At 44.2% G+C, this 23,832-nt stretch carries 23 protein-coding genes and 1 pseudogene; 7 read left to right on the forward strand and 17 right to left on the reverse strand.

The window, feature by feature from the left end; all coding sequences use genetic code 11:
- Positions 1-10: 10 nt before the first annotated feature.
- Positions 11-271: pseudogene (locus tag G458_RS0115600) on the reverse strand (transposase); the annotation flags it as partial.
- Positions 272-334: 63 nt separating this feature from the next.
- On the opposite strand from G458_RS0115600, the gene G458_RS21030 reads away from it, so the two are divergent.
- The 5 genes from G458_RS21030 to G458_RS0115630 all read left to right on the forward strand — a co-directional run bounded on the left by G458_RS21030 (position 335) and on the right by G458_RS0115630 (position 4,186).
- Positions 335-1,105 carry an SDR family NAD(P)-dependent oxidoreductase gene (locus G458_RS21030; protein ID WP_084438887.1) on the forward strand — a complete coding sequence of 257 codons (771 nt, stop codon included), beginning with the start codon at positions 335-337 and terminating at the stop codon, positions 1,103-1,105.
- A gap of 184 nt (positions 1,106-1,289) precedes the next feature.
- On the forward strand, positions 1,290-1,802 hold the full coding sequence (locus G458_RS0115615) for a hypothetical protein (protein ID WP_026952718.1): 513 nt from the start codon (positions 1,290-1,292) through the stop codon (positions 1,800-1,802).
- Between the two features lies 1 nt (position 1,803).
- The gene (locus tag G458_RS0115620) at positions 1,804-2,715 is read left to right on the forward strand and encodes a helix-turn-helix domain-containing protein (protein WP_026952719.1); all 912 of its coding nucleotides are present in this window, start codon (positions 1,804-1,806) and stop codon (positions 2,713-2,715) included.
- A 50-nt stretch (positions 2,716-2,765) separates the two neighbouring features.
- Positions 2,766-3,809 (forward strand): serine hydrolase domain-containing protein, encoded by a 1,044-nt coding sequence (locus tag G458_RS0115625; RefSeq protein ID WP_026952720.1) that lies wholly within the window; start codon positions 2,766-2,768, stop codon positions 3,807-3,809.
- 80 nt (positions 3,810-3,889) lie between these two features.
- On the forward strand, positions 3,890-4,186 hold the full coding sequence (locus tag G458_RS0115630) for a HigA family addiction module antitoxin (RefSeq protein WP_026952721.1): 297 nt from the start codon (positions 3,890-3,892) through the stop codon (positions 4,184-4,186).
- Between the two features lie 56 nt (positions 4,187-4,242).
- Here G458_RS0115630 and G458_RS0115635 read toward each other — a convergent pair whose 3' ends face one another.
- The 3 genes from G458_RS0115635 to gndA all read right to left on the reverse strand — a co-directional run bounded on the left by G458_RS0115635 (position 4,243) and on the right by gndA (position 9,036).
- Complete coding sequence (locus G458_RS0115635; RefSeq protein ID WP_026952722.1) at positions 4,243-5,379, reverse strand: aldose epimerase family protein; 1,137 nt, start codon at positions 5,377-5,379, stop codon at positions 4,243-4,245.
- A gap of 152 nt (positions 5,380-5,531) precedes the next feature.
- Positions 5,532-6,899 carry an amidohydrolase family protein gene (locus G458_RS0115640; protein WP_026952723.1) on the reverse strand — a complete coding sequence of 456 codons (1,368 nt, stop codon included), beginning with the start codon at positions 6,897-6,899 and terminating at the stop codon, positions 5,532-5,534.
- A gap of 238 nt (positions 6,900-7,137) precedes the next feature.
- Positions 7,138-9,036: an NADP-dependent phosphogluconate dehydrogenase gene (gndA, locus tag G458_RS0115650; protein WP_026952725.1), complete on the reverse strand. Its 1,899-nt coding sequence runs from the start codon at positions 9,034-9,036 to the stop codon at positions 7,138-7,140.
- A 196-nt stretch (positions 9,037-9,232) separates the two neighbouring features.
- Here gndA and G458_RS0115660 point away from each other — a divergent pair, with 196 nt between their 5' ends.
- A complete protein-coding gene (locus G458_RS0115660; protein WP_026952726.1) occupies positions 9,233-10,870 on the forward strand; it encodes an ABC-F family ATP-binding cassette domain-containing protein in 1,638 nt (545 codons plus the stop codon).
- A gap of 132 nt (positions 10,871-11,002) precedes the next feature.
- Here G458_RS0115660 and G458_RS0115665 read toward each other — a convergent pair whose 3' ends face one another.
- The 9 genes from G458_RS0115665 to rpsT form a co-directional block, all read right to left on the reverse strand.
- On the reverse strand, positions 11,003-12,040 hold the full coding sequence (locus G458_RS0115665) for a Gfo/Idh/MocA family protein (RefSeq protein ID WP_026952727.1): 1,038 nt from the start codon (positions 12,038-12,040) through the stop codon (positions 11,003-11,005).
- 4 nt (positions 12,041-12,044) lie between these two features.
- On the reverse strand, positions 12,045-12,740 hold the full coding sequence (locus G458_RS0115670; protein WP_051287378.1) for a zinc-dependent peptidase: 696 nt from the start codon (positions 12,738-12,740) through the stop codon (positions 12,045-12,047).
- Between the two features lie 116 nt (positions 12,741-12,856).
- Complete coding sequence (gene rny / locus G458_RS0115675) at positions 12,857-14,422, reverse strand: ribonuclease Y (protein ID WP_026952729.1); 1,566 nt, start codon at positions 14,420-14,422, stop codon at positions 12,857-12,859.
- 64 nt (positions 14,423-14,486) lie between these two features.
- Entirely contained in the window at positions 14,487-14,771 is a 285-nt protein-coding gene (locus G458_RS0115680; RefSeq protein ID WP_026952730.1) for a cell division protein ZapA, read from the reverse strand.
- Between the two features lies 1 nt (position 14,772).
- Positions 14,773-15,057: a hypothetical protein gene (locus G458_RS0115685; protein ID WP_026952731.1), complete on the reverse strand. Its 285-nt coding sequence runs from the start codon at positions 15,055-15,057 to the stop codon at positions 14,773-14,775.
- 3 nt (positions 15,058-15,060) lie between these two features.
- Complete coding sequence (gene pheT, locus G458_RS0115690; protein WP_026952732.1) at positions 15,061-17,475, reverse strand: phenylalanine--tRNA ligase subunit beta; 2,415 nt, start codon at positions 17,473-17,475, stop codon at positions 15,061-15,063.
- A 105-nt stretch (positions 17,476-17,580) separates the two neighbouring features.
- Positions 17,581-18,198 carry a DUF1684 domain-containing protein gene (locus G458_RS0115695; RefSeq protein WP_026952733.1) on the reverse strand — a complete coding sequence of 206 codons (618 nt, stop codon included), beginning with the start codon at positions 18,196-18,198 and terminating at the stop codon, positions 17,581-17,583.
- Between the two features lie 3 nt (positions 18,199-18,201).
- Positions 18,202-18,897, reverse strand: a complete 696-nt coding sequence (radC, locus tag G458_RS0115700) for a RadC family protein (RefSeq protein WP_026952734.1) — start codon at positions 18,895-18,897, stop codon at positions 18,202-18,204.
- A 97-nt stretch (positions 18,898-18,994) separates the two neighbouring features.
- Complete coding sequence (rpsT, locus tag G458_RS0115705) at positions 18,995-19,249, reverse strand: 30S ribosomal protein S20 (RefSeq protein WP_026952735.1); 255 nt, start codon at positions 19,247-19,249, stop codon at positions 18,995-18,997.
- 210 nt (positions 19,250-19,459) lie between these two features.
- Here rpsT and G458_RS0115715 point away from each other — a divergent pair, with 210 nt between their 5' ends.
- Positions 19,460-20,395: a zinc dependent phospholipase C family protein gene (locus G458_RS0115715; protein ID WP_026952736.1), complete on the forward strand. Its 936-nt coding sequence runs from the start codon at positions 19,460-19,462 to the stop codon at positions 20,393-20,395.
- A gap of 132 nt (positions 20,396-20,527) precedes the next feature.
- On the opposite strand, the gene G458_RS0115720 is transcribed toward G458_RS0115715, so the two are convergent.
- The 4 genes from G458_RS0115720 to G458_RS0115745 all read right to left on the reverse strand — a co-directional run bounded on the left by G458_RS0115720 (position 20,528) and on the right by G458_RS0115745 (position 23,770).
- The gene (locus G458_RS0115720) at positions 20,528-21,832 is read right to left on the reverse strand and encodes a pyridoxal phosphate-dependent aminotransferase (protein ID WP_026952737.1); all 1,305 of its coding nucleotides are present in this window, start codon (positions 21,830-21,832) and stop codon (positions 20,528-20,530) included.
- Between the two features lie 211 nt (positions 21,833-22,043).
- A complete protein-coding gene (locus G458_RS0115725) occupies positions 22,044-22,685 on the reverse strand; it encodes a hypothetical protein (protein ID WP_026952738.1) in 642 nt (213 codons plus the stop codon).
- Positions 22,682-23,113 (reverse strand): peptidase associated/transthyretin-like domain-containing protein, encoded by a 432-nt coding sequence (locus G458_RS0115730; RefSeq protein ID WP_026952739.1) that lies wholly within the window; start codon positions 23,111-23,113, stop codon positions 22,682-22,684. The genes G458_RS0115725 and G458_RS0115730 overlap by 4 nt, the downstream gene beginning before the upstream one ends.
- A 477-nt stretch (positions 23,114-23,590) precedes the next feature.
- Complete coding sequence (locus G458_RS0115745; RefSeq protein ID WP_026952742.1) at positions 23,591-23,770, reverse strand: hypothetical protein; 180 nt, start codon at positions 23,768-23,770, stop codon at positions 23,591-23,593.
- Between the last annotated feature and the right edge of the window lie 62 nt (positions 23,771-23,832).

The following is a 23,832-nucleotide window of genomic DNA, read 5'->3' on the forward strand; positions in this document are numbered from 1 at the left end:
GGGCTCAGAACTTTTTTCCCAGAACATCCTTGAGAATCTTGTTATCTAGGGCCAGCTCCGCGTACATCTGCTTGAGCTTCCGGTTTTCTTCCTCCAGCTCCTTGAGCCGCTTGAGCTCCTGAACTTCAATGCCTCCATACTTCTTTTTCCAGAGATAAAATGTGCCTCGATGGATACCCAATTCCCGGCAGAGTTCATTTACATCCCTGCCCGATTCATGATCCTTGACTGCCTTGATGATCTGGCTTTCGGTAAATCTTGACTTCTTCATACAGTTTAAAGTTAGTGACTTTGTCGTCTTTTAAACTGTCCAGTTTTTGGGGAAGCTTACAAGGTGACCGCCTCCCTGAAAAATGATCTCGGAAACACGATTGACGTTTCCTTTATCCTTCTGGACTTGGGTGTTCAGGCTTCCGTGCGAAAAGCCGCCAAGGAGGTTTTGGAAACCGTCACCCAAATCGATGCCCTAATCTGCAATGGGGCAATTGCCCAGGTTCCCAGTCAAAAGCTTACCGTGGATGGCTTTGAAAGCCAGATGGGGACCAATCACTACGGCCACTTTACCTTACAAGCCTTGCTTTTCCCCTTGATCGAAAAATCCAAAGGCCGAATCGTGACAGTTGGTAGTATGGGGTACAATATGGGCTTGAAAACCATCAAGTTTAATGACTTGAATTGGGACAAAAACTATACGGCTAATGATGCCTATAGCCAGAGTAAATTGGCGCAGATCATGACCGTCTATGAATTGCAGGACCGACTGGAAAAAGCGGATAAGACCGACGTAAAAGTATTTGCCTGTCATCCCGGTGCTTCGAGAACTTCCCTGATCAGAACCAGCGGAAGCCTGATGACCCGCTTCGTCTGGCAAATCATGAAGCTATCCCCTTTTGTACAATCGGCTGAAAAAGGAGCTTACCCCGAACTGATGTGTGCTACCGAACCAAACCTGGATCAAGCTGGCTTTTATGGCCCTACCGGAAGAAATTATTGGACAGGACCGGTTGGATCGTGTAAATTAGAACCACACGCCAAAGACAAAGTGGTAGCTAAGAAGCTTTGGGAAGTATCCGAAAAGGCTACTGGGATCAAGTGGAATATTTAATAGGATTATCCGCATTTGCACCACCATCCAAAGTTCCTTGGGTTGAGCGGTCGGAAGCCCGAAGCCCGAAGCCCGAGGTTGGGCAATACTGAACTTCAAGCGGGATTTTATTCATTGAATATGGCCTACTGGTAATTAAGCGGATAGGCGATAAATATAAATTACACATTCTAAATCATCACCTATGGAAATTCTGAAATCAGCCACAGCTTGGGCGAAAGCCGAGTTGGTCTCCACTCCCTTTTTCATCCTCTTTGGACTGCTCTTTTTGGCAGCAAGCCTGGGCTTTTGGCAATGGGGAAAAACAGATTTGGCAAAAGCCTACATCATTCCCGGCTTAGTGGTAGGCACTCTGCTTATGATTGTAGGACTGGGTTTGTTTTTTACCAACAAATCCAGAATTACCCAGTTTGAGAGGGACTACCAAGCGAATGCCTCTGCTTTTGTGGAATCGGAACTGGTCCGGGCCGAAAAAACCTTGAAAGAATATCAAAACGTGGTGTTTACCGCAGTGCCGTTGATCATTGCCGCCTGTGCTTTGGGCTTATTGTGGTTTCAAGCACCTGTCTGGCGAGCAAGCCTGATTACCACAATGGCCATGCTGGTGGTTATCCTGCTGATCGACGGATTGGCTCATGCCCGATTTGCCAAGTATCAGCAAGATTTACTTCAAGCTCAACAAGAATTGAAAAAGTAAGATGCAACACTTCAAAACTCTCTCTGCCTACCTTGATTATTTAGGACTTCCTCGGCCGGAGCACCCTATGCTCAGTGTATTTACGGCCATGGGGGAAGGATTTTTACCTTGCCCCAAAGAAAGCTCTCCTCCTATCACCAACGACTGCTACTCGATCAGCTTCAAGAAGATTGTCAAAGGAGACCTGACCTATGGAAGAACCAAGTATGATTTCAGCCATGGAGCCCTGTTTTTCATTGCCCCCCGACAGGTTTTGCAATGGGACACCAGCGTGGTGTATGATCAAAAAGGCTTTTCGATCAATTTTCATGAAGATTTTCTAAAAGGGACAGAACTGGCCCAACAGATCAAAAAGTACGGGTTCTTCTCCTACTCTGCCAATGAAGCCTTGCATCTTTCCCCGAGAGAGGAAAAACAAATTGCCTCAATCGTCGAAAACATCGATATCGAATACCATAACAACCCGGATGCCTTTAGCAAGGACATCATTATTTCACAATTAAGCACCCTGTTGAAATACGCCGACCGGTTTTATGAAAGGCAGTTTATCAACCGAAAAGAATTGTCGACCGACCTGTTGGAGCTGTTAAACAGGCAGTTGGATGCCTATTTTGAATCCGGGAAATTGCAGGAAAAAGGCCTTCCGAGCATCGAGGAAATTGCCGAAAAGCTGTCGGTTTCCCAACGGTACCTGAGTGATACCTTAAAGAAAGAAACCGGCAAATCCACCACCGAACACTTGCAGCTTTACCTCATCGACGTAGCCAAAAATCACTTATTGGATCCCAAAAAAACCATTTCTGAAGTAGCTTATGAATTGGGATTTGAATACCCAGCCTATTTCTCCCGACTATTCAAGAAAAAAGAGGGACTAAGTCCTACCGAGTTTCGGGAAAAGTATCTGATGAATTGATTGGAGGATAAAAATTTTTATCCTCTCCTTGGCTTTTTTATCTTGGACCGATGACAAGAAGCAAGACCAAGCGATTTTTTCAGATTGCGATGCCTTTGGCTGGCTTGATCAGCCTGATTGTTTTTCCTCCTTGGAACCTGGTCAAAGCCTGGATTATGCCTTTACCCGACACTGTGCAGGAGCAGGTGGATGAAGCCATCTCCTATGGGATAGACGGGATGATCGTCTACGTGGACCAAAAGGAAAAAAAACCTGAACTCTATGCTGCAGGCTGGAAAAACCGGGAAAACCAAATCCCAGTAGACCCAAATGCATTGTTTAAAATCGCTAGCATCAGCAAGCTCTACATCGCCGTGGCAGTGGCCAAACTGACCCATTCAGGGGTTCTCACCTTGGACAAAAGCCTCACGGAGTATCTTCCGGATTTTGCGGATAAGATCGAAAACTCAGCCCAAATCACCCTTCGCATGCTGGTGCGGCACCGAAGCGGAATTCCCAACTACACAGATCATCCGGACTATCCCTGGACTGATCCTTTTAAGAAAACCAGCGATACCTACCAGCTCGTATTCGGTCAGCCGGCAGATTTTGCGCCAGACGAAAAGTATGCCTATTCCAATACCAACTACCTGCTGATCGGAGAAATTCTGGATAGAACCTTGGGCTATAGTCATCATCAGTATATCCAAGAGGAAATTCTGCAGCCCTTAGGACTCACCCATACGTATAGCCTGATGAGCGAAATCGACCCCGATGAGTTAATGAGTGGGTATTTTGTCGGCTATCCCCCGGATATCAAGGGCAATGACTTTACCCAGCCGGGTGGCTCCATGATTTCCACGGCTCAGGAAGTGGGGATCTTTCTCAGGGCCCTGAATGATGGAACCTTGCTTTCCGAAGAAGAGCAAGCGATCTACTCCTCCATCTACGAATATGGACACACGGGCCTGCTTCCTGGCTATCAGAGCCATGCATTCTACCATCCGGATATCGATGCTGTGGTGGTCCAGTTTGTCAATACCAGCGGAGGCACGATGTGGAATGTATCGGAGATTTTTTACAATAGGATTGTAAAGATTTTAAGAAAGAAATAATCGATGGAGAATAATCTTTAAATGGATATCCAAGGATGCTCATGAAACCCAAATCATAGATTACCACTAAAAAGAATGCTATGGAAAAATTGAAAAATATTCACCCTGGAGAAATTCTTTTGGAAGAATTCCTAATCCCATTGGAAATTACAGCTTATCGATTGGCAAAGGAGACCTTTATTCCTCAAACCAGAATTTCCGAAATAATTAAAGGAAACCGAAGAATAACTGCTGACACGGCTTTAAGATTTTCAAAATTCTTCGGCACTAGTGCGAAATTTTGGCTAGGTCTTCAAAACGACTTTGACTTGGAAGAAGAAAAATCACATCTGGAAAAAGAGCTTGCCAGCATTAAGCCCGCTGAGGAAAACGCATAAAATCAATTTTAAAAAATCGAAAGCCCTCCAGAAATCAATTCTGGAGGGCTTCTCATTTACTTTTCCACAGAAAATTTATATTCTATGGTGTGGCTGTATTTTTCTCCAGGATTCAGGATTGGACTTGGGAAGTTATCATGGTTGATCGCATCAGGCCAGATTTGGGATTCCAAGCAAAAGCCCCAATGCTTGTCGTAGGTTTTTCCATCAGCTCCGGCAAAGTTTTGCAGGAAATTCCCGGTGTAAAACTGCACCCCCATATTATTGGAATACATGTCCATCACTCGACCGCTTTCAGGGTGTTTCACTTGGACGAAATGCTTCATTTCTGAAGACTTTTCCCTTTTCATCACCATGTTGTGGTCAAAACCGCCCCCATTGGCATTGATCTGTTCACCCAGAGTTTTTGGGGTTCGGAAGTCAAAAGGTGTTCCGCTCACATCTTTCACTTCTCCTGTTGGGATCAACTCTTCGTCTACCGGGGTATAGGCGTCCGCCCAAAACTGAAATTGATGATCCAATACATCTCTTTTAGCTCCTCCCAAATTGAAATAGGTGTGATTGGTGAGGTTAAGGATGGTCTTTTTATCGGTAGTGCTCTCAAAACGGATTCGCAGGGTATTGTCTGTGGTCAACTCCATCCAAAGCGTGGTTTGCAAATTGCCTGGATAGCCTTCTTCTCCATCCACGCTGAGATAGCTCATTTTCACTCCTAAAATAGAATCATTGCTGTAAGGCTCTGCATCCCAAACCTTCTTATTGAAGCCTTCTACCCCACCATGAAGATGATTGTCCCCGTTGGTTTTGGCAAGAGTATACTTGGTTCCGTCAAGCATAAATTCCGCATCTGCAATGCGGTTGGCCACTCTTCCTGCAGTGGCTCCAAAAAACGGATTGGGCTTGCTCAGATATTCCTCCACAGTATCGAAAGTCAAGGTGATGTTTTCGAGATTTCCATCTTTGTCCGGAGTGATGATTTTATGGATTAACCCCCCATAATTGGAGAGTTCCACCTGCATGGTTCCATTGTCCAGTACATAGTGGTAAACAGGCTTTCCGTTGTGGTCAGCAACTTTTTCTGCTTTGATCATAAGCTTGATTTCTTCTTGATTAGGTTCTTGGGTTTGTTTTTGGGTGCAGGCAAAAGCTAGGGAAAGAATAGCGGCCGCGGCTAGGAATGAGGTGTATTTCATGGGGTGTTTATTGCAAAATTTGATGGAAAGAAGCTTTATTGGTGAAGCTAATTCGATATTCATTATTCGATATTCGACATTCTTTATTTTCTAATATCGAATAATGAACACTGAATATTGAACGTCGAAGAATTGATAAATATTAGCAAGAACTACTGTCTGAGGTACTTCTGCCGGATCAAATTCAGCTGAAGCTGCAATTCATCTCTTTGGATAAATTTGCCCTGAATCATGATCGCCTGAGGTTTTTGCATGGTTTCCAGATCTTCCAATGGATTTTTCTGAACCAAGACAAACTCGGCCGCAGCTCCTGGCTTCAAGACTCCCCATTCCCCACTTTCTTCGAAATAGTCTGCACAATTGACTGAGCCTGTCTTCAAAATTTCATAATTGGACATCCCTGCTTGGGACATGGATTCTATTTCTCGATGAATAGAAAAACCCGGGACATTGAAAACCTGAGGGGAATCCGAACTCATGATCATCGGAACTCCGGCTTTGTGTAGATCGAGGAAAAGCTTTTGTCTAAACTCCAAATAAGGCTTCACTTTCGCCTCTGCCAGTACTCCATCAGCTTCGAGTTTGGATTTGGTATTAAACCATTGAGTGGTCAACTGTCCCGGAAGGTAAAACATCTCAGGCTGCTGGCGCAATTCATACGCAGGCTGGTAGCCAAAATACCGCTCGAAAAGCGTCAAGGTAGGAGCAATCCAGGTTTTGTTATCCAAGCATAGCTGAATCAATCCTGCAAGTTTGCTTTGGTCCACTTGTCCGACCAAGTTCATGTTAAAGGGACCAGAAACGGTCGGATCTATCACGGATCCATCCGGAAGCATGGCTTCCAAAAACCCGTCGATATGCTCCACTGAACGGTAGCCATTCTTCACCGAGGTCACTAGGCCTACATCTAAAGAAACGTGTCCTCCATAGTAAATTCCTACTTTTTTAGCTTCATCGGCAATAGCCAGAAACTTTGGATCATCCAAGCCCGGATGTAATTTCAAATGATCATATCCTGCTGCTTTTTGATCCCGAACCATCTTGCGGCCGGCATCCGGATTTTCGACTGAAGTTCCATTTAAGGAAGGGCCGGAAATAAACATTCTAGGTCCGGATATCTCTCCTGAATCTACCCGCTTTTTTAAGTCCAAATGAGACTCATGCCCCAGCATACTCCGAATCCTCAACACCCCATTGGCCAAATACATCCAAAGCACTTCTTCCTGAAAAACAGCCCCAAACTGTTCTGGATTGGGCAAGTGAGCGTGAAACTCGGCCAGTCCGGGAAAAACATACATGCCTCTACCGTCCAAAGACCTGACCCCGGCTACGCTGATTTTTTCCATGGGAGCGATCTCCATAATCACCCCATCTTTGACGTAAATGGAATGATCCTCCAATACCTGATCATCCAGCATGGTAATTACATTCAGATGGTTGATGATCAATTCCTGGGCAAAAGCAGAGGACAAAAAGCTACTTCCAAGGAGTAGAAAACAAAGAATTTTAAAAGCTTTCATAAGGCAGAGGTTATTATGCAAAACTTAATTTCGTCCATTCCCCCTTGGAAACCAATCCGGAAGTAGATTTTTTTGAAATCACTCCAAAGACGCAATCAAAATTTATAAAGATCAAAAAGAATATCTGCGAAAATCTGTGTCTTTTTCTGTGTGAATCTGCGGGAACCAAAAACAACCAGGAATAAAAAAAGGACTGGATCGCTCCAGTCCCTTCCTTTTCAGATTTCAAACTTCTGATTTATGAATTCCACTGCGTGTGGTAGAACTTCCCGCTTGGGTCGTCTTTTCGCTGATAGGTATGTGCCCCAAAATAATCCCGCTGCGCTTGGATGACAGATGCCGAAGATTCCGCCGTAATTCTGCCCAGAAGATAATTGATTCCTGCGCTCATCACCGGCAAGGCAAATCCATGCGTCAAGCCAAGACCCACCAATTCTGCCAAGTCTTTTCTTCCAGCAATCACTTGTTCTTTCACTCCATCCATTTCAAAGAAAAGTTTAGAGTCCGAATAGTTTGCCGAAATATTTTCCATCAAACCGGAGCGAATGATACAGCCATTGGTCCAGATTCTGGAGATCTCATTGAAGTTGAGCTTCCAATCTTTGGTATCGGAGACGGTTTTCATCAATCGGAATCCGACTTCATGGTTGATGATTCTTGCTAAAGTATAAGCTGATTTGATTTTTGGAAGCCACTCTTCCAAGGAGCCATTTACCTTTTGGAACTCATGCCGGAAAGTTTTGGAAAATGCCACGCGCATGGCTTTTTCTCCTGATACTCCCCGGGCATTCACAGATTCCGCCAGAGGGCTATAAGGAATCCCATATTCCAAGGCGGTAGTCAAAGACCAGGCTCCAGTTCCTTTTTGTCCGGCCTGATCTAGGATTTTATCTAAAAGAAGCTCTCCGTTTTCTTTGAAAAGAAGCAAATCCGCAGTGATTTCCAACAAAAAGGATTTCAATTCACCTTTTCCCCATTCGGCAAAAATCCCGGACACTTGCTCTGCAGAACATCCAAAACCAAATCGGAGCAGATGAACCAGCTCAGCCAAAACTTGCATTTCACCATATTCAATGGAATTATGGACCATCTTGATAAAATGTCCCGAACCGCCCGGACCAACATAGGTCACACAAGGCTTACCGTTTTTGTCTTTGGCAGAGATTCTTCCCAAGAAATCCTCCACCATCGCGTAGCCTTCAGCATTTCCTCCTGGCATAATGGAAGGACCTTTTCGGGCTCCCTCTTCACCTCCGGAAACACCCATCGGCAAAAAGTGCATACCCACTTCCTTCATCCGGTCTACTCTTTTTTCCGAGTCTTTGTAGAAAGAATTTCCTCCATCGATCACCAGATCATCCTTATCCAAAAGCGGAATTAACGTATCCAACTGTGCATCTATAGCTGCTCCGGCAGGAATCATCATCAAAATCCGACGGGGCTTTTCCAGAGAATCCACAAATTTTTGAAGATCCTCAAAGGCTATCATGTTGGCAAATTCCGGATTTTCGTCCAAGACCTTTTGCGCCACACCTTCTTCCTTGCCTGCCACAAATCGGTTGTAAAGTGAGACCGGAACGCCTTTTTCGGCCAAATTGAGCGCCAGGCTTTTGCCCATGACACCCATTCCGATCACTCCCATTTTCATGTTCATAGGTTGAGATTTTAAGTAGTTGAGGGATTCTTCCAGCATTTGTTCTGGAGTCCCCGAAATTTCCAGCATATATCCATCTTCCGGCTTTTCCCAGACTTCAAATTGGGAGTCCAGCATACCGGCTTTCATGTAATGGTTTTTCCGGGCCTGCATCCGTTCCCAGATCAAATCCCGATCTCCGACCAGGTGAATCCAACGGAGGTTTTCTGAAACCCCGAGTTTTTCCCGATAGGAGTTTTTTAATGCAGAACAGGCCAAAACTGCTCCTCCTTTTTCTTCAGAACTATGGAGTTGATCCGCCAAAGCCTGAAGCCAAGGCTGCCGATCTTCGTCATTCAAGGGATGTCCTGCACTCATTTTGGCGATGTTTTCAGCGGGGTGAAAATGATCCGCATCAAAGAAAGGAAGCTGAAGCCTTTCGGCCAAAAGAGTACCCAGGGTGGTTTTCCCAGTCCCGGAGACACCGGTAACGATCACAAGCATGGGGCGAAGTTAATTTATTTGCAATCAACTCCCCAGAGGAAAAATGAAATAGTCCACAGTCGACAGACCACAGTCCGCCGAATTGAGAATAAGCATCACTCAGTGGACGGTCGACGGTGGTCCGTGGACTATTTTTCCAATCTTCCAATATTTCAATTTTTCAATCCTTACCTTTGCGCCTTCAATTCCAATAATCATGATTTCAGTCGATAATGTGAGTGTTATGCACGGCGGCACTCCGCTTTTCAGCAACATCACCTTTAACATCAACGAAACCGATAAAATTGCCCTCATGGGCAAAAACGGAGCCGGTAAATCCACCTTGCTTAAGATCATTGCCGGAGTAAATAAGCCAACATCCGGAGCCGTTTCAGCCCCCAAAGGATATGTGGTAGCCTACCTTCCCCAGCATTTGCTGACTGCTGATGACTGCACGGTAATGGAGGAAACGGCCAAGGCCTTTGCTTCTTATTTGGGAATGAAGGCTGAAATCGACCGAATCAATGAGGAATTGACTGTAAGAACGGACTACGAATCAGAGGAGTATTACAAGCTGATCGAACAGGTATCCGAACTGAGTGAAAAATTTTACGCCATCGAGGAAATCAACTACGAGGCGGAAGTGGAGAAAGTGCTTTTGGGCTTAGGCTTCGAAAGAGCCGATTTTCAACGCTCAACTTCTGAATTTTCCGGAGGATGGAGAATGCGAATTGAATTGGCAAAAATCCTTTTGCAGAAGCCAGATCTGATCCTTTTGGATGAACCGACCAACCACCTAGACATTGAGTCCATCCAATGGCTGGAGGATTTTTTGATCAACAAAGCCAAAGCTGTGGTGGTCATTTCCCACGACCGGGCATTTGTGGACAACATTACCACCCGAACCATCGAAGTGACCATGGGTCGTATTTACGACTACAAGGCCAAGTACAGTCATTACCTAGAGCTCCGCAAAGAGCGCCGCGAGCAGCAACAAAAGCATTACGAAGAACAGCAACGCCAAATCGCAGATATTCAGGAATTCATTGACCGATTTAAAGGCACCTACTCCAAAACTCTCCAAGTTCAGTCCAGAGTAAAAATGCTGGAAAAAATGGAGATCATCGAGGTGGATGAAGTCGATACTTCAGCCCTGAAACTCCGATTTCCTCCTTCCCCCAGATCTGGGAAATATCCTGTCATCGTGGAAGAAATGAGCAAATCCTATGGAGATCACGTGGTCTTCAAGGATGCTTCGATGACTATCGAACAGGGCCAAAAGGTGGCTTTTGTGGGGAAAAACGGGGAAGGAAAATCCACCATGATCAAAGCTATCATGGGTGAGATCGACTTCCAAGGCAAATGTGAATTGGGCCACAATGCGATGGTGGGCTACTTTGCCCAAAATCAAGCATCCCTTTTGGATGAATCCTTGACGATTTTTGAAACCATTGACAACATTGCCGTAGGGGAAGTCCGAACCAAAATCAAAGACATTTTAGGGGCATTCATGTTTAAAGGGGATGACATCAACAAGAAGGTGAAAGTCCTTTCCGGAGGGGAAAAAACCCGACTGGCAATGATCAAACTTTTGCTGGAACCTGTCAACCTGCTGATCCTCGATGAACCTACCAACCACTTGGACATGAAAACCAAGGACATCATCAAGGATGCCTTGAAGGCCTTTGACGGCACCTTGATTCTGGTTTCGCACGACCGGGATTTCTTGGACGGCTTGGCTACCAAAGTCTTTGAATTTGGGAATAAGAGAGTAAGGGAGCACTTCGAAGACATCAACGGATTCCTGAGAAACAAGAAACTGGAGAACCTGAGGGAAGTGGAGCGCAAGCAGTAGGCAGTCTCCGTTTGCAGTTAGCAGACGGAAAGACTAAAGTAAAAAGTCAGAAAGCTGAAAATCCGGAGTGAAAGCTTCGGATTTTTATTTTACCAGTGTACATCAGTGTCAGGCTGAGCGAAGTCGAAGCCTTTATTCCTCAAAAGGGAAGCGGATCAACTTCTCATCCTTGCTGGATTGATAAATGCCTTGGATGAGTTCCAATGATTTTCGGGATTTGAGTCCATCCACTTCCGGCAGATTTCCTGTTTCGATCGAACCTAAAAAATCCCTCCATTGAGCCGCGTGCAGTTCAAACCCAATCGCATTGGGATCGGAGGATCCGGATGTCTGTACTGTCCCCTCCGTTCGGATAGGACTTTCTTTCCCTTTCACATTCCACTGCACCAGTTTTCCAGCTTCGAGAATGGCACTGCCCTCCGTTCCAAAAATTTCCAGACGTTCTGGATATCCGGGGAAAAGAGAAGTTCCAGCTGTAATGGTTCCTATGGCACCAGACTTAAAATTGACCAAAGCAGCTCCCAAATCCTCTCCTTCGATGGGATAAAGGGCCGTTTTTATTTTGCCGAAAACCGAATCTACTTCTCCCATTACTTCGAGAAGTAAGTCCAAGGTATGGATGGCTTGGTTGATCAGGGCTCCGCCCCCATCTCCTTTGAGGGTGCCTTTCCATTGGCTACTGGAATAATACTCAGCGGACCGAAACCAATTTACGGCAGCATTTCCCATCAGTAATTTTCCAAACTCGCCTTGCTTTACAGCAGTATTGAGCATTTGAAAATCAGGAGAGAAGCGATTCTGGAATACTACCCCAAGCTTTACCCCCTTTTGCTCAGCTGACTGGATCAGTTCATCAGCCCGTCTTAAAGTGACCTCGATGGGTTTCTCAATAAACAAATGCAGTCCAGCTTCAATGGCCTTTAGCGCAGGGTCTAAATGCAGTCCACTGGGGGTGCATATGCAGACCACGTCCAGTCCGGGAATCTTAGAAAACTTTTCCCAATCACTTATCACCGGCACAGAATAATTTCCCTGAGCCTTTTGGGCACTTGTAGGATTGGGGTTAAAAAGTCCCAGCAACTTGGCATTGGAAAGACTTGAGATTGCCTGGGCATGCTTGAGCGCAATGGCTCCTGTACCGATGATTCCTATTCCGAAAACTCTATTCATATAGCTAGCTTAAAAGCACCAAAGGGTCCTGTTTCAGCAAGTAAACCATTGTTTGATAAAATTTGGGATTATAGGCCTTGAACTCCTGACTTTTTTCAAAGAAAGTCTCCACAACCACGGCAAAGAACTCATGCTCATCCACTCCTCCCCTTTCCCGGAATACCGTAGGCAAACCCAGCCGGATTTTTTTCATTTCATCAGGAACCCATTTTTTATAAGTTTCCCAAGCTTTGGGGGAAAACTCTCTTTCTTCATCGGTATGGATAAAATGAGCCAGTTTCAGGGCATGAGCAACCTCATGGATACCGAGATTGATTCCATCGGTAGGATCAATGAATCCCTCCAGAAAGGGCTTGAGGGAAAGGATGATCAAGCCGTATTTTGGATTGACCTCTCCCCGATGATACGTTTGATTGATTTGGCTGTAATATTCATCCGGGTACACCAAGATGGTATGAAAGTGATTGAGCCGAAGGGAATTCCAACCGAAGGTAACCATCGTGATGGTAGCTCCGATCAGCAACTCGAGCTCCGGGCTGACCTGACGCATATCTCCTCGGGGAATTATCCGCTTTCGGGTAAGTATATCCTTCAGTTTATTTAGAAACTCAGTTTTGTACCGGGGTTGGAGTCTGGCAAAATAAAAAAAGTACTCCTCCAAAAATTGAACATCTTTCGTTGAGATTTTCCGCTGAAACATTCTCCAACGGGCCTCATTGAATAAATTAATTATCTGGCTATAGGGTAGAAATATCATCAAACAAAAATGGCAAGCACCTAAAGTACTTGCCATTCCTTTTAAAAGCAATAATTAGTTTATCTCGCGTAGTTTACCGCTCTCATTTCCCGGATCACGGTGATTTTGATTTGACCAGGATACTGCATTTCTTTTTCGATTTTTTGGGAAATGTCAAAAGAAAGCTGACTTGCCTTTTGGTCGTCCACATTATCTGCATCTACCAAAACTCTCAGTTCACGTCCCGCCTGCATGGCGAAGCATTTGTTGACTCCGTCAAAGTTCAAGGCCAACTCTTCCAGTTCTTTCAGTCGCTTAATATAGCTGTCCATGATTTCACGGCGAGCTCCAGGTCTGGAACCTGAAATCGCATCCGATGCCTGGACAATGGGCGAAATCATCGAAGTCATTTCGATCTCATCATGGTGAGCACCGATTGCATTGCATACCTCAGGGTGTTCTTTGTAGCGCTTGGCCAGTTCCATGCCCAAGATCGCATGAGGTAATTCCTGCTCTTCCGGCCATACTTTCCCGATGTCATGAAGCAAGCCTGCCCGCTTGGCAAGTTTGGCATTCAAGCCCATCTCAGCCGCCATCGTAGAAGCCAATTTGGCTACCTCTCGGGAGTGCTGAAGCAAGTTTTGCCCATAGGAAGAACGGAATCTCATTCGCCCGACCATTTTGATCAATTCCGGATGAAGCCCGTGAATTCCCAAATCAATGGCCGTTCTTTCCCCGATTTCCACGATTTCTTCTTCGATGTTTTTCTCGGTTTTAGCCACTACCTCTTCAATTCTTGCGGGGTGAATTCTACCATCCTGCACCAGTCTATGGAGTGACAATCTTGCGATCTCTCTTCTCACCGGATCAAAGCCGGAAATAATAATAGCCTCCGGGGTATCGTCCACGACGATTTCCACTCCGGTAGCAGCCTCAAGGGCACGGATATTCCGACCTTCTCTACCGATGATTTTACCTTTGATATCGTCGCTTTCAATATTGAAAACTGAAACACAGTTTTCCACGGCATGCTCTGTTGCTGTCCGCTGAATGGTGTCCAGCACGATCTTTTTGGCCTGCTTGGTAGCAGTCAATTTTGCCTCGTCAAGAATGTCTTTGATTTGTGAAGAAGCTTTGGTCTGAGCCTCTTCAGTGAGCATGTTGATCAGTTGCTCCTTAGCCTCTTCGCGGGTCAGTCCTGCAATCTTCTCCAGGTCAGCAATTCGCTGATTGGTAATGCGGTCCAACTCCTCTTTTTTGACCTGAACGGCATGCAATTGGGCTTGTAGATTTTCCTTTTTGCTATCCAGTTCAGCCTCTTTTCTCTTGAGCTGTTCTTGCTCTTTGGATACTTGGCTTTGAAGCTGCTTGACTTTGTTTTCGTTGGTGATGATGATGTTTTTCTTGTTACTCATCTCTTCATCAAACTCCGCCTTCATCTTCAAAAACTTCTCTTTAGCCTCCAGAATGCGATCCTTTTTGATGGATTCAGCATTGATTTCGGCCTCCCTAAGCATGGATTTCACCCGTTCTTTGGTTTCTTCTTCCAGCTTTGCATGTTTATTTTTAATGAAAAATCCCGCTAATGCGGCACCCCCACCGAGCCCCGCCAGGGCTGCAAGGATGATAAATAGTACGTCTGCCATAGGTATGTATAGAATTGCTACCTAACCGGCTCAGAAAACTCCAGAAATAAGTGGATATCAACAATCAAACGGCCTTGGACAACAAGGCTGAAATATGGGTAAGACTTCGCTGTATATGTTCGCTGTCCTCCGCATTAACCTCGTTGGTCTCCAAGGATTCTACCATACAATCAAAGGCAACCATTGCCAAAAGATCCATGGAATCATCGAGCCCAAACTCGGCCTTATACTTTCTCAATTTTTCATTAATCAGTTTACCTGCATGGCGAATTTTAGCCTCATCTTCAGGCTTTACGCGCATGGGATATTCCCTATCTCCGATTTTCACTCTAATGGCCAGCGTCTCCATATCATTCGGAAAGGTAGGTGATCAAATGATCGATTTCTTGTATATAATTATTGATTAAGTCACTCATTTCGGTGGCATCTTCCGAATTCACCGGTCGGTTGTCCACAATGTTACTAATTTTAATCTTATTTTTAAAATGATGGATTTCCTGCTCTTTTCCCTGAATTTCTTGCTCTAATTGGGCTAATTTTTCTCTTAAAAGCTCATTTTCAGCTCCCAAAGCTTCAATTTTCTTACTGGCCTGCACAGCAAGCCTCTCCAGTTTTTGCAGTTCCTCGTGTATCATTTTTTAACTTCTGATATACGCCCCCACCTGATCTTGGAAGGCCTGAATCAATTTACTCATTGTTTTATCAATTACCTTGTCGGTAAGTGTATTTTCTGAATCCTGAAGAATAAAGCTCAAAGCATAGGCCTTTTTACCTGAATCGATCTTATCTCCCTGGTACACATCAAAAACGCCAATCCGCTTTAATAATTTTCCACCAGCCTTCTCTGCTACAGATTTAACCTGATCGTAGGTCACCGCTTTGTCAATGACCAAAGAAAGATCACGACGGACTTCAGGGAATTTGGAGATTTCCTGATAGCGCTTCAGTCCGGAAGCTTTCTTGCAAAGCAAGTCCCAATCCAAATCAGCATACCATACTTCTTGACGAACTTCGGCGAGTTTTAGGATTTTGTCATCCACCAAGCCAAGTGTCCCCAAGATTTTTTCTCCCAGCTTCAATTCCAAACCATAGGTGAAAGGGGCGGATTCGATAGGATTTACCTGCCCGACTTCGATGTTCAGCTTTTCCAGGACCTTCTCTACGGTAGAATACAAATCCGCAAACCCGAATGGCTTAGATGGCTCCACCCAGCTTTCTGCGGATCTATTGCCCGAATGGAAAATCGCCAGTCTCCTACCTTCCTGATAGCCTTCAGGTGTTTTTTGATAAACCGTGCCAAATTCAAAGCCTTTCAGGTCCGTTTGGCGTCGGTTGATATTATGTGCCATGACTTCCAGGCCAGAGAATAGCAAGGTCTGACGCATCACACCTAAGTCTTCACTGAGCTTGTTGTAGATCTCCACATTCTTGGACGCATCCAAAAATCCGGATTTCTCTGCGTACTGAGGCTTTGTCAAGCTATTGGTAATCAATTCGAAGTAACCTTGTCCAGCGAGTATTTCTGAAAGTTTGAACTGAAGCTTGTTCAGATCCTTGACAGGGTGCTCGGCCAGATAGTCTGTGCTGAGATTTTCTACAAGTTCCACCTGATGAAAACCGTGAATTCTCAAGACTTCCTCAATAATGTCTGCCTCTCGCGTGACATCCACCCGGTAGGGCTTCACGATGGCAGTAAATCCAACCCCCGTTTCTTCTGTCACTCGGATGTCCAAACTTTCCAAAATTGACTTCACCTCTTTGGGCTCGATCTTTTTACCAATTAGACGGTTGATATGACCATACTCCACCTCAATTTTAAAATCCTGTACCGGATCAGGATAAAGGTCAATAATTTCTGAACACACCTTTCCACCTGCTATTTCCTGCAGAAGCTCCACCGCTCTTTTCAAGGCAAATACAGGCATATTAGGATCTGTCCCTCGTTCAAAACGGAAGGATGCATCTGTCTTCAGCCCATGAAATTGGGATCCTTTTCGGATCACATCCGGAGAGAAATATGCTGACTCCAAGAAAATCGAAGTAGTAGATTCACTTACGCCAGAATGAAGTCCCCCGAAAATCCCGGCAATGCACATCCCTCCTTTGGAATCACAAATCATCAATTCTTCCCCTGAAAGCTTTCTTTCTTTTTCGTCCAAAGTGACGAAAGGAGTCCCTTTGGCAAGCTTTCCAACGATGATTTTCCCATCGGAAATCTTGTCGGTATCAAATGCATGCAGAGGCTGCCCTAGGTCATGCAGGATGAAATTGGTGATATCTACCACATTGTTGATTGGCTCCAAATCCAGGGATCTCAGGAAATTTTGCAACCACTGAGGAGAAGGCCCTACTTTCAAGTCTGAAATGACCACTCCAGCATATCTTGGACAATCCTTGGAATCCTGAACCTTCACGGTAATGGCTGGCCCAGATTTCTCCGGGGAAAGAGGCTTTTCTTGAGGAAGGCAGATTGGTCTGCCTAAAAGTGCCTTGAGATCTCTTGCAACTCCCAAGTGAGAAGCCGCATCTGCCCTATTGGGCGTCAATCCAATTTCTAAAACTGCATCATTCTCCACCTCAAAATACGCCGAGGCAGGTGTACCATTGGGTAAATCCGTATCCAAAATCATGATCCCGGCATGAGACTTCCCGATACCGATTTCGTCCTCTGCACAGATCATTCCCTCGGAAACCTGACCACGGATTTTAGCTTTCTTAATTTCAAAAGGTTCGCCTTCTGAGGGATAAAGTTTCGCTCCTACAGTAGCCACGACGACTTTCTGGCCTGCGGCTACATTAGGGGCCCCGCAGACTATTTGAGAAGGAGTGCCTGTGCCAATATCAACAGTGGTAAGGCTAAGCTTATCTGCATCCGGGTGTTTTTCACAAGTCAAAACCTCCCCTATCACGATCCCTTCCAAACCACCTGGAACGGACTGAAACTCCTCTACCGCTTCGACTTCCAGACCGGATTGGGTCAAAAGCGCTGCAATTTGATCAGGGCTTTCGGTCAGTTGAATGTATTTTTTAAGTCGATTAATCGAAATTTTCATAGGTCTTGTCTTTTCGGGACACTTTCCCGATAGGTTAACAAAAAAGGTGCATCGGCACCTTTTTGGACTAAGTCACAAATTTAGAAGAATTGCAGGAGGGGAAGTCTATTTAGAATAATTTTTCTCCCCCGCTTCGATGGGTATATCCAATAAATTTTCTCGTGGCGGAAGTGGACAGGCAAAATCCGGATTGTAAGCGCAATAGGGATTATAGGCCAGATTGAAATCAATCGTGATGCTGTTTTTCCCATCCTGGCGGACATTCAGGTATCTACCTCCCCCATAAGTATCTCTACCACTGGTCTCATCGGCAAAAGCCAAGAAGAAATTCCGCATATCCGATTCCTTGACTGACTGTAATAACAAGAGCTTATTGGTCTTTCCTCCCAATTCAAATTCTGCGTAAGAATGCTCAATGTACCGTTCTTTGGACCCATCGGTCATCGGAACTTCCCTAACTTTTTTGTTTTCGATCGGAAGGAGCCTCGCCTTTACTTTATAATCTGAATTGATTTCATAAAAAGTCAGCGAAGTGAAATTAGCCTTCTGCTCATCGGTCAAAGGCGATTCAGCATTGAAGCGAATGTATTTAAACTGGCGTTCCCGTTCCTTTTCGATTTTCTCAATATAGTCTTCGGGACTTTCGGAAGCGGTAAACATATAACCCACGGCCACCACGACCACTAACCCCACAAGCAATAAAATAATCTGACTGGCTTTCATATTTCACAAGATACCTTCATCGGCGAAGCTAAAATAGCCACGATCTGAAAATATCACATGATCTAATACGGGTAAATCCATATCCCTCCCAATTTTGACCAATCTCTCGGTAAGCCTTTTGTCCTGCTCAGAGGGAGTGAGGCTGCCACTGGGATGATTATGGACCAAAATCATTGATTGAGCCAAGTGCTCCAGAGCAGTTTTAAAAACAACTTTAGCATCTACCACCGTGCCTGAGGTACCCCCTTGGCTGATGAGATGCTTTTTGATCACCTGATTGGACCGATTCATCAGCACGAGGTAAAAATGCTCCACCACCTCATCGTAGAGTTCAGGCCGCATCAATTCATACACATCTCTGGAAGAAGAAATCTTGGGCCTAGCCTGAGGCTCCTGTTCTTTTCTCCTCCTGCCGAGCTCCATTGCTGCCACTATCGAGATGGCTTTGGCCTCGCCAATTCCTTTGAATTTCATCAGGTCTTTGATGGAAAGCTTGGCCAAAGTGGATAGATCGTAGCTGACATTTTTCAAAATAAGCCTGGAGAGATCTACCGCACTGAGAGTTTTGGTACCTGAGCCTATTAAAATGGCAATCAATTCTGCATCAGACAAAGCTGATTTTCCTTTCAAAAGGAGTTTTTCTCTGGGCCGATCCTCCTCCGCGAGTTCGGAGATCTTGGTGGAAAAGTTTTGATCCATAATCCATTGGATAAAAAGTATAACTAAAGTTATTTAGAAAAAGTCAATAAAAAAACCCTGCCTTTGGAGCAGGGTTTATAAAGAAAGTCCTGAAGTATTAAGCCAAAGCGTTAACGAATTTGGCCAATCTTGATTTCTTGTTGCTAGCGTTGTTTTTGTGAATGACATTCTTCTTAGCCAGTTTGTCCAACATTGAAGATACTTTCTGATACAGCTCCATAGCTTCTACTTTGTCGGTAGCAGCCTTCAGCCTTTTGATGAAAGTTCTGGTTGTTTTGGCCTGATATCTGTTTCTCAAACGCTTCGCTTCGTTGGCACGAATTCTCTTAAGAGCTGATTTATGATTTGCCATATCTCGTTGTTAAATAAATTCTTTACGTTCCCCTATTCCGAATTGGAGTGCAAAGTTATTGTAAATTATTAATTCTGCCAAAGGAATTTAAAACATTCCTTGAGTCTTGGACTTGAGACAACTCGGAAAATTTGGCAAACAGTCCAATACAGGCTGCAAATATAGATTTTTTCATTTTCAAAAAGAGATTTGTTTTGATAAATTTCCTAAATGAAGATTTTTATTATTTGGATTTTTTCCTTCTTTTTTTGGCATCCCACTTCAGAGTTCTGGGGATTTTTTGCGCATGAGTTGATCAACCGTCAGGCAGTCTTCTCCTTACCTCCTGAAATGATGATCCTCTATAAAGCCGAAATCACATTTATAGGCACCAATGCAGTCAACCCTGACCGACGAAGGTATGCTGTGCAAGGAGAAGCAGAGAAACACTACATAGACTTGGACCACTATGGAGACAGCGCGCTTTTTATCCTGCCGAACTATTGGCCAGAGGCCATCAAAAAATTTCCGGAGGATAGTCTACGGGCCCACGGGATAGGACCTTGGTCCGCCTATCAGACCTTCTTAAGCTTGACTAAGGCATTTGAGCAAAAAAACCAGGCAGCAATACTCCGGCTTTCAGCAGATTTGGGACATTATTTGGGTGACCTGAACGTTCCTTTGCACACTACCAAAAATTACAATGGCCAACTGACCGGACAGGAAGGAATTCACGGGTTTTGGGAAAGCAGGGTTCCTGAGCTTATGTCCCAGAACTATTCTTTCTGGGTTGGAAAAGCTGAGTATGTAGAAAAACCCCAACTCGCTATCTGGAAAGCTGTAGCTCAGGCCCATGCTCAGGTGGACAGCGTATTATTTTTTGAAAGGGAGCTTACCAAGGCTTTTCCAGAGGATCAAAAATTCAGTTTTGAGGAGAGAAACCGGATCACAGTTCGGGTTTATTCCCGAGAATTTACCGAAGCCTATGCTTCCGCGCTGGACGGAATGGTAGAAAGGCAATTGCGGAAGTCTATCAAAATGATCGCTGACTTTTGGTTTACCGCGTGGGTCAATGCGGGGCAACCAGACTTGAGTACGCTTGGCGGAACTGTGTTCGAAGAAGAAAAACTTACGCCTGATACAAAATTGAAGGTGAGAGATCACTGAAGAAAGTGGGCAGTCTCAGTTAGTAGTAGGCAGATTGTTACGTATAAAATCTAACTGACCGGTTTCAGAATTTAATTTATTAGAACTATTTAAAATTTGTTGCTTACTGAGACTGCGACTGATTACTGACTCTTATGACCTCAAATAAAGCTGGATTGCATTCCCCAACCTCCTAAATGTATCCTTAAACACCTCTTCTTTTTCTTCTAAAAGGGTCACTCTGAATCCTCTCAGATCTGAGCAAAATGAGGAAATCGGCACCACGCAAATCTGTTCTGCAGCTAACAAATAATACACAAATCGTTTGTCCAATGGCATATTCGGATCGTCCAGCCAACTGTCTAAGAGACCCTGAACCCTTGAGTCCTTGATTTCAAGCTTTTGATGCGGATGGAGTAAGACCTCATCAAAAACAATGGTATTGTAAAAAGCTCCCTGAGTTGGATTAAATTTAATACCCGGAATATCTCCCAGGATTTCTTTCATCCACTCACTTCTCTTTCCAATCGCTTCATTGGCCTTTTGACGGTAAGCGTGATACTCTGGGTGACTCATGATTTTAGGAATCGCCAACTGAGGTAAAATGGTTGAACAAACCTCAATCATCTTCGCATTCTCCAGCGTCTGGCATAATTTGGAAAACTCAACTGATGCTTCCCGATTGTAAAACTCCATCCAGCCACAGCGCGCCCCTGGCCATGGAAATTCTTTGGAAATACCTTTTAGCGAAATGGCCGGCCTACTTCCGATTACCTCTGCCAAGGCGACCGCCTCAATCCCGTTGTAAGTAATATTTTGGTAGATCTCATCTGCAATCAACAGTAGGTTAAACTCCTCGGCGATTTGGACAAATCCTTCCAAAACTTCCTTTGGATAGACCATCCCGGTTGGATTGTCAGGATTGATGATCAAAATACCAACGATGGAGGGGTTATATTTTACTTTCAAATACAAATCTTCCATGTCCGGTAGCCATTGATTGTCCGGGTCGAGCTTATAGGTGATCGGAGCGGTATTCGCATGAGCAGCTTCTGCCGAACTATGGGTGGAGTATGCCGGTGAAGGCCCGATAATCCGTGCTGTTGGTATCAGAAATTGATACAGCTTGGCAATCGCATCTCCAAGTCCGTTGAAAAAGAGAATATCTTCTGCTGTGATTTGGGTCCCTCCTTTTTCATTATTCAGATTTGCCAAAAACTTTCGGGTTTCCAACACTCCTTTGGAATCCGCATAGCCATAGGTTTTGTCTTCTTTGAGTAAATCGGCGATAATTGCTTTCATCCATTCCGGCACGTGATTGCTCTTTTGGATAGGATCACCGATGTTTTCCCAGGTAATAGGAAATCCAAGGGATTCAATTTGCCGGGCTTTTTTTACAATTCCCCGGATTTCATAGGAAAGTTCTTCAGCTCCGGGTCTCAGGAGTAGCTGTCTCATAGGTCAATAGGCTGGTTTGGAAAATATTCCGATACAAAGAAAAGGAAAAGACCTTGGAATAGTCTGAGAATCGATAAAAATCCAAATGATTTAACATGATCCTTAAAATCAATCCTTCTAATTAGGTCAATACTATTTCAGCCAAATTTTGAGTTTGATTAAAAGCGACAGTACAGCTGATACAGAACTTTTTACCTCAGGAATACTGAAATCAGTGAAGCTGTACCTGACAGCCTATACTTCCTAAAATCTGGGTGGAACCTTGAACATAATTTCGATCTGTAGGATTGATAACGATCTCCCTGCCATTTAAACCTCCATACCTGATCTTTATAAACAAATTGACGGGAAGTTTTCCTCTTTCATTTTCAAAAATCCGGTATGAAAATCCTCCACTTCCTTGTAATACATTGAAATTAAGAGCGAAACGAGACAATCCGTAACCATGGTTTAAAGTCATCCATCCCAAACCAAAATCAGTGAGAAAAGAAAGGCGTTGGGTGACCTTAAATTGGTGATACACCAAAACTCCGCGTTCCCTTAACCTAGCTTGCTCAAAAAAATTCCCCAAAAATCGATTTTCTTGCAAAGAAGCACCTTGACCGCCTACTACTAGAGCAATCCCGGGGAACTTATCGTAACGAAGACCTAACGAGACGCTGTATCCTAGTCCCAATTGATAGGTATCACCTAAGTAAGTTCCCTTTTTAAGATTCCTAAACTGAAACTCTAAGCTTGGTTCAAAAACAAACCCATGAGATCGCTCATTTTGAACCATTCCTTTTTCCTGTGCAATTAGAGGGAGACTAAAAACCCATAGAATGAGAATCAAACCATAAAAAAAACTCTTCATTGATTTAATACCTTAATTAATCCAAGTTCGACGACTCCTGATTCATTTTTATTCGCAAAAAAAACTATCAAATGATTTTTTAGCTCAAGTTCGCCGAATGAATCTACCTCTGCCAAGAAAGGTGTCTGAATCTCAATGAAATAAATACTTTCCAAATTCTTGGAAGGAACAACAAACCTAAACTCTCCAACCAAATTGGTTTTTACTTTGTAGATAGGAGACTTAGCTATCGGCCTTTGGAAATCAGTAAAGTCCAAATCATCTGTGAATATCAATTCCACCCCTTCCAGTGCATTCCCTGACTCGTCGACAATACGGCCGGTAACAGTATCAAAACTATCATCGACGAATTCCCTGCATCCCCAGTGGAAAAGTAAAAGAGCTAAGAAAAAAATGGAAAATACGAAGCCTGGAATTCTAGTATTCATTGTTCAACTTGATCTTAAATATTTCCTGAGCCCTTTCATGTTTTCGAATTTCACCGCACCAACCTTCCAAAAGATATCAAACTTTCTTTTTCCTGTTCTTCAATGCTTCAGCTAAAAAAGCAAATACTCCCCAGCAGATTACTACCATCAAAACCCAAGTGGGTATTATAAATAGGTCCAAATATTTAGCCAATAAGATCAGAATAATCAATGAAAAAGGAAGTCCATAAATTCGGTCTATAATTTTCTTACTCATTTTCTTTTCAAAAGATATCTCGTGTGACCGTTGGGATAGCCAAAAATGAGCGTGTCGCCGGAAAAGCCATAGCGATTAGTCCGACTCCCTTCACTGGTGTTCATTTCAAGGATTTGGTTATCGATGGTTTTCCATTGGAAAGTTGGAATGGCCGAATAATCAATAGGAGCATTTATCCCCAACCTTTTTGCATCGTCCCGAAAGAACTGCGGATCTACGATCTACTTCCCATCCTTTGTATAGGTTTCCACATAGCTCTTCCCGTAAAACTCATCTTTGATAGTATCCCCATTTCCATCTTTGGAGAAAAGTATCGTCCATTTCCCAACCAAGCGCGGGTCGCGCTCTGCATTTTGAATAAAGAAGAGAAAAAAGATTAAACTGAGGGTCCCAAGTTTCATACCTTATTCATTTAAATTTTTTTGCCTTTTTCCACTGCTGAACTATGCCTACACCGGACCAA

Origin of the sequence: Algoriphagus mannitolivorans DSM 15301, from assembly GCF_000429425.1 — a bacterium.
Taxonomy (GTDB): Bacteria; Bacteroidota; Bacteroidia; order Cytophagales; family Cyclobacteriaceae; genus Algoriphagus; species Algoriphagus mannitolivorans.

Excerpts from the sequence above, each read along its gene's own strand:
- G458_RS0115615 (WP_026952718.1), top strand. The coding sequence starts at position 1,290 with ATGGAAATTCTGAAATCAGCCACAGCTTGGGCGAAAGCCGAGTTGGTC.
- G458_RS0115620 (WP_026952719.1), top strand. The coding sequence starts at position 1,804 with ATGCAACACTTCAAAACTCTCTCTGCCTACCTTGATTATTTAGGACTT.
- G458_RS0115625 (WP_026952720.1), top strand. The coding sequence starts at position 2,766 with ATGACAAGAAGCAAGACCAAGCGATTTTTTCAGATTGCGATGCCTTTG.
- G458_RS0115630 (WP_026952721.1), top strand. The coding sequence starts at position 3,890 with ATGGAAAAATTGAAAAATATTCACCCTGGAGAAATTCTTTTGGAAGAA.
- G458_RS0115635 (WP_026952722.1), bottom strand. The coding sequence starts at position 5,379 with ATGAAATACACCTCATTCCTAGCCGCGGCCGCTATTCTTTCCCTAGCT.
- G458_RS0115640 (WP_026952723.1), bottom strand. The coding sequence starts at position 6,899 with ATGAAAGCTTTTAAAATTCTTTGTTTTCTACTCCTTGGAAGTAGCTTT.
- gndA (WP_026952725.1), bottom strand. The coding sequence starts at position 9,036 with ATGCTTGTGATCGTTACCGGTGTCTCCGGGACTGGGAAAACCACCCTG.
- G458_RS0115660 (WP_026952726.1), top strand. The coding sequence starts at position 9,233 with ATGATTTCAGTCGATAATGTGAGTGTTATGCACGGCGGCACTCCGCTT.
- G458_RS0115665 (WP_026952727.1), bottom strand. The coding sequence starts at position 12,040 with ATGAATAGAGTTTTCGGAATAGGAATCATCGGTACAGGAGCCATTGCG.
- G458_RS0115670 (WP_051287378.1), bottom strand. The coding sequence starts at position 12,740 with ATGTTTCAGCGGAAAATCTCAACGAAAGATGTTCAATTTTTGGAGGAG.
- rny (WP_026952729.1), bottom strand. The coding sequence starts at position 14,422 with ATGGCAGACGTACTATTTATCATCCTTGCAGCCCTGGCGGGGCTCGGT.
- G458_RS0115680 (WP_026952730.1), bottom strand. The coding sequence starts at position 14,771 with ATGGAGACGCTGGCCATTAGAGTGAAAATCGGAGATAGGGAATATCCC.
- G458_RS0115685 (WP_026952731.1), bottom strand. The coding sequence starts at position 15,057 with ATGATACACGAGGAACTGCAAAAACTGGAGAGGCTTGCTGTGCAGGCC.
- pheT (WP_026952732.1), bottom strand. The coding sequence starts at position 17,475 with ATGAAAATTTCGATTAATCGACTTAAAAAATACATTCAACTGACCGAA.
- G458_RS0115695 (WP_026952733.1), bottom strand. The coding sequence starts at position 18,198 with ATGAAAGCCAGTCAGATTATTTTATTGCTTGTGGGGTTAGTGGTCGTG.
- radC (WP_026952734.1), bottom strand. The coding sequence starts at position 18,897 with ATGGATCAAAACTTTTCCACCAAGATCTCCGAACTCGCGGAGGAGGAT.
- rpsT (WP_026952735.1), bottom strand. The coding sequence starts at position 19,249 with ATGGCAAATCATAAATCAGCTCTTAAGAGAATTCGTGCCAACGAAGCG.
- G458_RS0115715 (WP_026952736.1), top strand. The coding sequence starts at position 19,460 with ATGAAGATTTTTATTATTTGGATTTTTTCCTTCTTTTTTTGGCATCCC.
- G458_RS0115720 (WP_026952737.1), bottom strand. The coding sequence starts at position 21,832 with ATGAGACAGCTACTCCTGAGACCCGGAGCTGAAGAACTTTCCTATGAA.
- G458_RS0115725 (WP_026952738.1), bottom strand. The coding sequence starts at position 22,685 with ATGAAGAGTTTTTTTTATGGTTTGATTCTCATTCTATGGGTTTTTAGT.
- G458_RS0115730 (WP_026952739.1), bottom strand. The coding sequence starts at position 23,113 with ATGAATACTAGAATTCCAGGCTTCGTATTTTCCATTTTTTTCTTAGCT.
- G458_RS0115745 (WP_026952742.1), bottom strand. The coding sequence starts at position 23,770 with ATGAAACTTGGGACCCTCAGTTTAATCTTTTTTCTCTTCTTTATTCAA.